Annotated in this window: 9 protein-coding genes and 2 tRNA genes; 5 read left to right on the forward strand and 6 right to left on the reverse strand. The window is 67.3% G+C overall.

The genetic code is table 11. From position 1 onward, the window contains the following. From CXP56_RS18600 to CXP56_RS18615, 4 genes are all read left to right on the forward strand, one after another. A partial coding sequence (locus CXP56_RS18600; RefSeq protein WP_502694583.1) for a hypothetical protein occupies window positions 1–217 on the forward strand: 217 nt, incomplete at its 5' end. 12 nt (window positions 218–229) lie between these two features. Beyond that, on the forward strand, window positions 230–1,000 hold the full coding sequence (locus CXP56_RS18605; protein WP_028848477.1) for an ESX secretion-associated protein EspG: 771 nt from the start codon (window positions 230–232) through the stop codon (window positions 998–1,000). Between the two features lie 28 nt (window positions 1,001–1,028). After that, on the forward strand, window positions 1,029–3,011 hold the full coding sequence (locus CXP56_RS18610) for an acetoacetate--CoA ligase (RefSeq protein WP_051310356.1): 1,983 nt from the start codon (window positions 1,029–1,031) through the stop codon (window positions 3,009–3,011). Window positions 3,012–3,379: 368 nt separating this feature from the next. After that, window positions 3,380–3,470: transfer RNA gene (locus CXP56_RS18615), tRNA-Ser, on the forward strand. Window positions 3,471–3,620: 150 nt separating this feature from the next. Here CXP56_RS18615 and CXP56_RS18620 read toward each other — a convergent pair. Genes CXP56_RS18620 through CXP56_RS18640 form a run of 5 tightly spaced genes read right to left on the reverse strand, consistent with a single transcriptional unit; the run spans window position 3,621 to window position 6,257 of the window. Beyond that, window positions 3,621–3,989: a DUF6188 family protein gene (locus CXP56_RS18620; protein ID WP_038045467.1), complete on the reverse strand. Its 369-nt coding sequence runs from the start codon at window positions 3,987–3,989 to the stop codon at window positions 3,621–3,623. Window positions 3,990–3,998: 9 nt separating this feature from the next. Next, complete coding sequence (locus CXP56_RS18625; protein WP_286902182.1) at window positions 3,999–4,631, reverse strand: hypothetical protein; 633 nt, start codon at window positions 4,629–4,631, stop codon at window positions 3,999–4,001. Between the two features lie 7 nt (window positions 4,632–4,638). Next, entirely contained in the window at window positions 4,639–5,337 is a 699-nt protein-coding gene (locus CXP56_RS18630; RefSeq protein ID WP_028848474.1) for a WXG100 family type VII secretion target, read from the reverse strand. After that, on the reverse strand, window positions 5,334–5,654 hold the full coding sequence (locus CXP56_RS18635; protein ID WP_084609325.1) for a hypothetical protein: 321 nt from the start codon (window positions 5,652–5,654) through the stop codon (window positions 5,334–5,336). The genes CXP56_RS18630 and CXP56_RS18635 overlap by 4 nt, the downstream gene beginning before the upstream one ends. Before the next feature lie 15 nt (window positions 5,655–5,669). After that, entirely contained in the window at window positions 5,670–6,257 is a 588-nt protein-coding gene (locus CXP56_RS18640) for a YbaB/EbfC family nucleoid-associated protein (RefSeq protein WP_156899310.1), read from the reverse strand. Between the two features lie 304 nt (window positions 6,258–6,561). Between CXP56_RS18640 and CXP56_RS18645 the strand changes: the two genes are divergently transcribed. Then, window positions 6,562–6,637: transfer RNA gene (locus tag CXP56_RS18645), tRNA-Arg, on the forward strand. A gap of 54 nt (window positions 6,638–6,691) precedes the next feature. On the opposite strand, the gene CXP56_RS18650 is transcribed toward CXP56_RS18645, so the two are convergent. Further along, a complete protein-coding gene (locus CXP56_RS18650; protein WP_286902184.1) occupies window positions 6,692–7,363 on the reverse strand; it encodes a tyrosine-type recombinase/integrase in 672 nt (223 codons plus the stop codon). Window positions 7,364–7,513 lie beyond the last annotated feature (150 nt).

Genomic DNA, 7,513 nt, shown 5'->3' on the forward strand with positions numbered 1-7,513 from the left:
GGCCGGCGCCGGAGCCGGTGCCGGTGCCCGGGGCATGGGCGCCATGCCCGTGGGCGCGATGGGCGCCGGAGCCGCAGGGGGCCGGTCCGACGATCGGTCGCACAAGCGCTCCACGCCGGTAGCCGGCGAAGAAGGCATCTTCGACGTCGGCAAGAACGACATTCAACGCAGGCTCCTCGGGGAGGCCGGCGACGACGAGCCGCCGCGGCGGTTCTAGACCGGAGGACGGGTGCGCGACGAGGAAACGGGTTGGATCGAACTGCACGCGGCGGAGTTCTTTCTGCTGTGGCGCGGGCTCGATCTGGGCGACGTGCCGGAGTGGCTGGGCATACCGGCGTTCGGGCGGACACCGCGGGCCAGGGCCGAGTGGTCGGCCATCGTGAGCGAGGCGCTGACGATGCGCGACCTCGGCACGGTGGAGCGTCCGGCCGGTGACCTGGCCGGACTGCTGCGGACCATCGCGGACGCCGAGGCCATGCTCGAGCTCCAGGTCGATACCCGGGAAGCGTCGCTGCGCGCGCTCGGCGGCATCACCGCGGGACGGGCGGCGGCGGTGGCACGGGTGAACACTCAGGTCCGGATCGGGCCGGCGAGCAGCGACGCGCTGGTGCGCACCATGCTCGAGGTGCCCCCGCCGATGAACCCGGGCAGCGGCATCTCGGCCAACCTGCCGATCGCGGATTTCGAGAAGGCGTGCTCGGCCGCCGCGCAGGACGGCGTCAGCGGGTTCGTCGAAACGCTCACCGAACTGGGCGTGCGACGGGAAGAGTGTCTTGTGCTGTCCAAGGCGTTCGGGACCAGGTTCGGCGGCGGCCGCCTCGGCGCGAAGGCCAGAGACGGCCGTGGCCGCTGGCATCGTGCGCCGGTGACCGTGTCGTGGGTGGACGCCGAGGACGGCCGGTACGCGCTGCGCACCGACGGCGAGTGGATGACGGTGACGCCCGCGGACGAGGCCAGGCTGGTCGCCATGGCCGAGGAGATGCTCGACACCGTGGTCTGATCCACAGTGCCGCATTAGTCTGCGGGGCATGTCCGACATCCCCGAAGTCCTCTGGCGTCCGGATCCGCATCGTCTGCCCGACACCCGCATCGAGCAGTTCAAACGATGGCTGTCCGAGCAGCACGGGCTCGATGTCAGCCGCTACGAAGACCTGTGGCGGTGGTCGGTCGACGAGCTCGACACGTTCTGGTCCGCGTTCAGCGAGTTCATCGGCGTGCGGTGGCGCAGCGAGCCGAGCGCGGTCCGCGAAGGCGACCGGATGCCCGGTGTGCGGTGGTTCCCGGGCGGCGAGCTCAACTACGCCGAGCATGCGCTGAGCGGTGTTGCCGGGGCCGAGAAGGCCGACGACGAGCTCGCGGTGATCTTCCGCCGGGAAGACGGGCTGGAGCAGCAGCTGACGTTCGGTGAGTTGCGCGCGAAGGTAGGTGCGGCGCGCGGCATGCTGCGCGCGCTGGGCGTGCAGCGTGGTGACCGGGTCGTGGCGCTGGCGCCGAACTGCCCGCAGACGCTGGTGACGTTCCTGGCCGCGGCGAGCCTGGGGGCGATCTGGTCGTCGTGCTCGCCGGACTTCGGTGTGCGGGCCGTCGCCGACCGGTTCACCCAGATCGAGCCGAAGGTGATGCTGGCGGTCAACGGCTACCTGTACAACGGCAAGAAGTTCGACGTGCGGCCGACGGTGCGGGAACTGGCCGGGAAGATGCCGTCGCTGCAGGGCATCTTGCTGATCGACTACGTCGAGCTGGAGCAGGAGCAGCTGGCGGGCGCAGTGGATTTCGACACCGCGTTGGCCGAGCACGACGGCGCGCCACTGGAGTACGAACCGGTGCCGTTCGAGCACCCGCTGTGGGTGCTGTATTCGTCGGGGACCACGGGCCTGCCGAAGGGCATCGTGCAGGGGCACGGCGGGATCGTCGTCGAGCACCTCAAGCAGATGGCGTTGGCGCTCGACCTGGGGCCCGGCGAGCGGTTCTTCTGGTTCACCACCACCGGGTGGATGATGTGGAACTTCCTGGTGTCGGGCTTGCTGGTGGGCAGCACCGTGGTGCTGTTCGACGGCAGCCCGGGACACCCGGACCTGAGCACGTTGTGGCGGCTGGCCGCCCAGCATCGGATCACGTACTTCGGGACCTCGGCGCCGTTCGTGCAGAGCTGCATGAAGCAGAAGATCCGGCCGGCCGCGGAGCACGATCTGTCGGCCATGCGCGCCATCGGGTCGACCGGTGCGCCGCTGTCGGTGGACGGATTCCGATGGATCGTCGACGAGGTCGGCCCGGTGCAGATCTGTTCCGTCTCCGGCGGGACGGACGTCTGCACGGCATTCCTCGGCGCCTCGCCGGACGTGCCGGTATGGCTCGGCGAGCTGTCGTGTCGTTCGCTGGGGGCGGCCGTGGCGGCATACGACGAGCACGGCAACGAAATCGTCGACGAGGTCGGCGAGCTGGTGGTCACCAAGCCGATGCCGTCGATGCCGGTGTCCTTCTGGAACGACCCCGACGGGTCGCGGCTGCGTGCCGCGTACTTCGAGGACTTCCCCGGCGTGTGGCGGCACGGCGACTGGGTGCGGATCACCGAACGCGGATCCGCGGTCATCTACGGCCGCAGCGACTCGACGTTGAACCGCGGCGGGGTGCGGATGGGCACTGCGGAGTTCTACCGCGTGGTGGAAAGCTTCGACGCCATCACCGACTCGCTGGTGATCGACACAACCCGGATCGGCGAGGAAGAGGGCGCACTGCTGTGCTTCCTCGTGCTGGCGCCGGGGGCATCGCTGGCAGAGCTGGAGCCGCAGCTGCGCACGAAGCTGCGGTCCGAACTGTCGCCCCGGCACGTTCCGGACCGGTTCATCGAGGTGCCGGCCATCCCCCGGACGTTGAACGGCAAGAAGTGCGAGGTGCCGGTGAAGAAGATCCTCAGCGGCGTCGACCCGGCCGAGGCCATCAGCGCGGACGCGTTGGCCGATCCAGCGGCGCTGAAGCCGTTCGTGGCGATGGCGGGCAAGGCCGAGACCTGAGGGCCACCGGAGAGCCGGAGCCCGCGCCCCCGGCGGACAACGCCGAGACCTGAAAGCCACCCAAGAGCCGGAGCCCGCGGCCCGGACCGACCGCTGAGCGGTCCGGGTCCGCTCCCGGGTCTGTCAGCCTGCCTCGGCTTCCGCAAGTGCCGACCCTGGCGGCCTTCCAGCGCAGGGCACCGGCACCTCCCAGGTACGGATCGGAGAAATTGAGTTCTGGCGGCCGCCCAGCGCGGGGCACCGGCCCATGCCTTCCGGCGGTCAGCGCCGGCTCCGTCGGCTGCTCGGTGGGCGTGGCCACGGAGATGGTGGGGGCGGGGTGGGTCGCGCGGAGGGTGGACGGTAACCTAGTCGCACCGATACACCCGGGAGGCTTCGCCTAGTCTGGTCTATGGCGCCGCACTGCTAATGCGGTTGGGGGTTTGAGCCCCCTCGCGGGTTCGAATCCCGCAGCCTCCGCAAGATGCCGGCGCGCTGCCCTGGATGATCCGGGGCAGCCGCCGCATGTCGGCGGTTGGTCGCGGAAACCGCACCGACGTCGCTCGGACGCCAAGCGCTCACTTCGTCCAAGCCGCGGTGATCAGTGCCGGAGCACTCGCTCCGTCCTGGCTACTTGTCGCCGCTGAACACGGTGAGTTCGCCGCCCGGCATGGACACGATCTTCCGCGCGCCGGGCCCGGCAAGCGTCCACGCCTCGAACTCCTCGTCCGGCGGCACCGAGATCTTCGTACCGTCGGCCAGCGTCATGGTCAGCGCGCCCGCATCGTCGACGACTGCCGCGATGATGCGCTTGCCGACCAGCCAGTTGAACACCGTGGAGTCGGTGATGGTGTCCGGCGAATACGTCACCGTGCCCCGGTTGCCGGACACCGTGAAATCGGACTCGACTCGCACCTCGACCCCACCGTCGGTGCGCACGACCAGCGCGAATTCGCCCGTCGCTTCCGCGATGAACTGCCCAGCAACGCCCAAGTCCATAGTCATCTCCTACCAGCCTTTGGGCACCGGATACGATCCGTCCGGATTTCTGGGAATGTGGGTGTCCGCCCTGGAGCCCGGCTTGCCGTCCAAATTTATCGGCTGGCCGTGCTTGTTGTAGAACCGGACATATCCATACGGGTACCGAGGCGTCGGATCCATGATGCGGACCATGTCGGCGTTTCCTTGGGCGCCGGGGCGCTGCCACACGACGCCCTTGCCGTTGTCGGCCGTGCGTTTGGTCCATCCCTCCTTGACGCCGGGTGGCAGCTCCTCCTGCCCCTGCTGGTCCCCGTCCTTGTCCTTCTTCTCGTCCTTGTCCTTGCCCTCGTCCTTCTCCTTCTCCTCGGTCCGCTCCTTGTCCTTCTCCTGGTTCTCGGGCCCCTTGTCGTCCTTGTCGCCCTTGTTCGTCTCGGAGTCCGTGCTGGACTTCGTGGGATCCTCCAGGGTCTTCTTGAGGGCGTTGTTCGGCCGCCCCTCGATCGCCCTGGCTTTGACCTCGGCCACGCCTTGATCGACGCTGTCGATGGTGGGCGTGCCTTTGGTGGTCGACTGCTTCTTGCCGTCGGCGCTGTTGCCGTCGCCTTTGTTCGTTGCTGGGGTTTTCCCGGTGGTGTTGGGTGTTTTCGGTTTGGGTGTCATGGTCGGTTCACCCGAGGAGTTTGGCGAGGTTGGTGAGGCTGGTGATCAGGGCGGTGACGTAGGTGAGGATGCGGCCGGCCCATTTGACGACGGCGGCGGCGATTTGTGAGGCGATGACGGGGATGGTGACGACGAAGATCGCTTCGGCGGCCCAGACGATGACGCGGGCGACCAGGTCGGCGATAAGGTCGCGGACGATGTCCCTGGTGAGCTGGACCAGGCCGCCGGCGCCTTCGGTGGCCGATTGCATGGCGGTGCAGATGGCGGACAGGCCGTTGATGGCCTCGACGTTGTGCTCCATCAGGTTGTGGTAGGCGTCCGCCGCTTCGCCCTGCCAGGCTTTGAGGTCGTTGTCGACGGCGTTCTTGAGCTCGTCGGCGATCGAGGCGAACTCGCCGGCCATGTTCGCCCAGGTCTGGGCGTGGGATTGCACCACGTCCGGTTTGCCGGTCAGCTCGTCCAGCATCTCGCGCAGCGGGTCGAAGTACTCGATCGCCCAGCCGAGCCCGTTGGCCAGCAGCGCGCTGATCGGATCCATCACCGTGGCGGCCACGTCCACCCCGAGCGAGGCACCCGCCAGCACGTCGTCGACCCAGCCTTCCGACTTGATCGCCTGCACCAAGCCCTCGACCCCGTCGGCCAGGGTGGACCCGGTCCACGGCTTGCGCGTGGACTCGACCGGAGCGATCAGTGAGGTGTCGGTCATCGCACCCCGCTTTCGATGGCTTGGAAGGTGCCGCGATGCTGTTCCTCCATGCGCTCGTAGACCTTCGCGGCATCCCGCAACGTGTCAGCGACCAGCTGCAGGTTCTCCTCCACGTAGGCGATCACGTCGTCGACCTTGACGTGCTTGCCCTCCAACACGTCCGCGATCCACCCGCACAACAACCCGTACGCCTCGTTGTCCTTGGCGATGTGACTGCTTGCGGCCTTGATCGCGCCGAACCGCTCCCGCAACGCGTCGATGTTGCCCGCGTGCTTGGTGATGTCCTCCACCGGAGCGTGATACCCCTGATGCCCCACGACACCTCCCGGCCGTCACTCGAACTTGAACTCGAACGGCTCCTCGTCGTCGTCCTCGTCCACCCGATTTGGACGCCGTGGAGCACTCGACGGTTTCACAGTGGATGCGGGCGCGGACGGCGGCGAAGCACCCGCCGGGCCAGCCGACCCCGGCAGACCAGACGACATCGACACCCCAGGCGACGGTGTCGGCGGAGGCGGGGCAGCAGGCGTGGTCTTGGTCACCGTCTCGGACACATCGTCGGCGAGCAGATGCTTGCCCACCGAGGCCGCAATCGCCCGCCCTGCCGCCGACTCGGTGCCGATCGTCTCCTCGACGATCTCCCGCGACCGCTCCGCCAACCGGGCCTTGGCACGGCGAACGGTGTCCATGATCGCCTGCGCGATCACATCCGGCGGAAGCCCCTGAATCCTCGACGTCAGCTGCAAACCGATCAACGACCCAGTCGAGTCGACGGTCACCTTCGCCAGCCCACGCGGATCAGCCACCGTCTCCTGCAACTGCTGCAAGCGATCACTCATCGCCTTGGTGTTGGCGGCCAGCTGGTCGATCCGGCCCTTCCACGCCGCCAAGCGCTCCCGGGCGCCCTCCGGATCAAGCACCGAACCATCCATGGAGATATGCCCCTTTCGTCCCGGCGGCAACCTAGCAACCCTCCGGCCACCGTCAACATCACCCACCACAAGTTGATCACGTTGCCAGGACGACATCACATACTCGGCGCAGCCACCGCCCCACAGGCCGGCCCCTATGCGGCCGCCTGGCCCTGCGCCGTTGCGGGCCGTCGCCCGGGTACACTGGCTGAGGCAGTTGGCGGTTGCGCCACCGGCAGGGGCGGATGCCTTCCGGGACCCGGTGGCAGGCCGCTCCCGCGGACCCGGTAACGTGTACCGCGCAACCGAACAGGCGCCCGTAGCTCAACGGATAGAGCATCTGACTACGGATCAGAAGGTTGGGGGTTCGAATCCCTCCGGGCGCGCCAAAACCCCAGGTCAGGGGAATGATCATTGATCACCCGCGCTTCCGATCAAGATCATCACCCCACTTTACCCCCAGTTTTCCCGGCGTCGTCGCCGTCTATCACTGCAAGTAGCTCCGCCGCTCTGGGACTTGCTTCGCCACGGCCGAAGTAGGTGTCTTGAGTGATGCTGATCCGCTTGTGGCCCAGCTGGTCGGCGATCTCTCGCACCGTCAGCCCGCCATCGTTGAGCAAGGTCGCTGCGGTCTTGCGGAACGTGTGCGTGGTAACCCAGTCAAACCCCAGCGGATCCAGCGCGTCACGGATGTCCGAATTGGTGTTGGAACGGTCACGCAACTTCCCCATCTGCGAAGGGAAGATAACGTTCCAGGGGTTCTCCAGCGGTTCGTGAGCTCTCAGTAGTTCGATCAACCACGGCGGCAGGTGAACACGTCGCCAGCCGGACGCTGTCTTCGGCTTCGGCTTCAGAAACAGACCCTCGCGTTTCGTGCGAACCACCGTGGCACGGATCTCGACGGTAGCGTTGGCAAGATCGAGCGCGTCCTCAGTGACGGCCAGTGTCTCCCCAATGCGCATACCCGTTCCGAGCATGAAGTCCACGATGATCGGCACGCCCCGATCAACCGCGCGCTGGTCTTGCCGCAACCCAGCTCGCAACCGACGAACTTCGGTCAGAGTCAAAGCACGAGCATCCTTGTGTTCGATCGTGATCGGCGAGACCTCACGCAATGTCTGACGGCTACGACCGTGGCCGGATGTTCAACACAGCTCTACTCGCGTGCACGCTGGCCGACCAAGATGACGTTGAGCAAGCAGCTTCGACGGGGGCACTGGCGGTACAGATGGCCGGGCAAGTGCGATCGGTCCGAACAACGGCGT

The sequence above is a fragment of the Thermocrispum sp. genome, assembly GCF_002919275.1.
Lineage (GTDB): Bacteria > Actinomycetota > Actinomycetes > Mycobacteriales > Pseudonocardiaceae > Thermocrispum > Thermocrispum agreste.

What these genes read in the sequence shown, in the direction of transcription:
- CXP56_RS18610 (WP_051310356.1), top strand. Translation starts at nt 1,029, where the DNA reads ATGTCCGACATCCCCGAAGTCCTCTGGCGTCCGGATCCGCATCGTCTG.
- CXP56_RS18620 (WP_038045467.1), bottom strand. Translation starts at nt 3,989, where the DNA reads ATGGACTTGGGCGTTGCTGGGCAGTTCATCGCGGAAGCGACGGGCGAA.
- CXP56_RS18625 (WP_286902182.1), bottom strand. Translation starts at nt 4,631, where the DNA reads ATGACACCCAAACCGAAAACACCCAACACCACCGGGAAAACCCCAGCA.
- CXP56_RS18630 (WP_028848474.1), bottom strand. Translation starts at nt 5,337, where the DNA reads ATGACCGACACCTCACTGATCGCTCCGGTCGAGTCCACGCGCAAGCCG.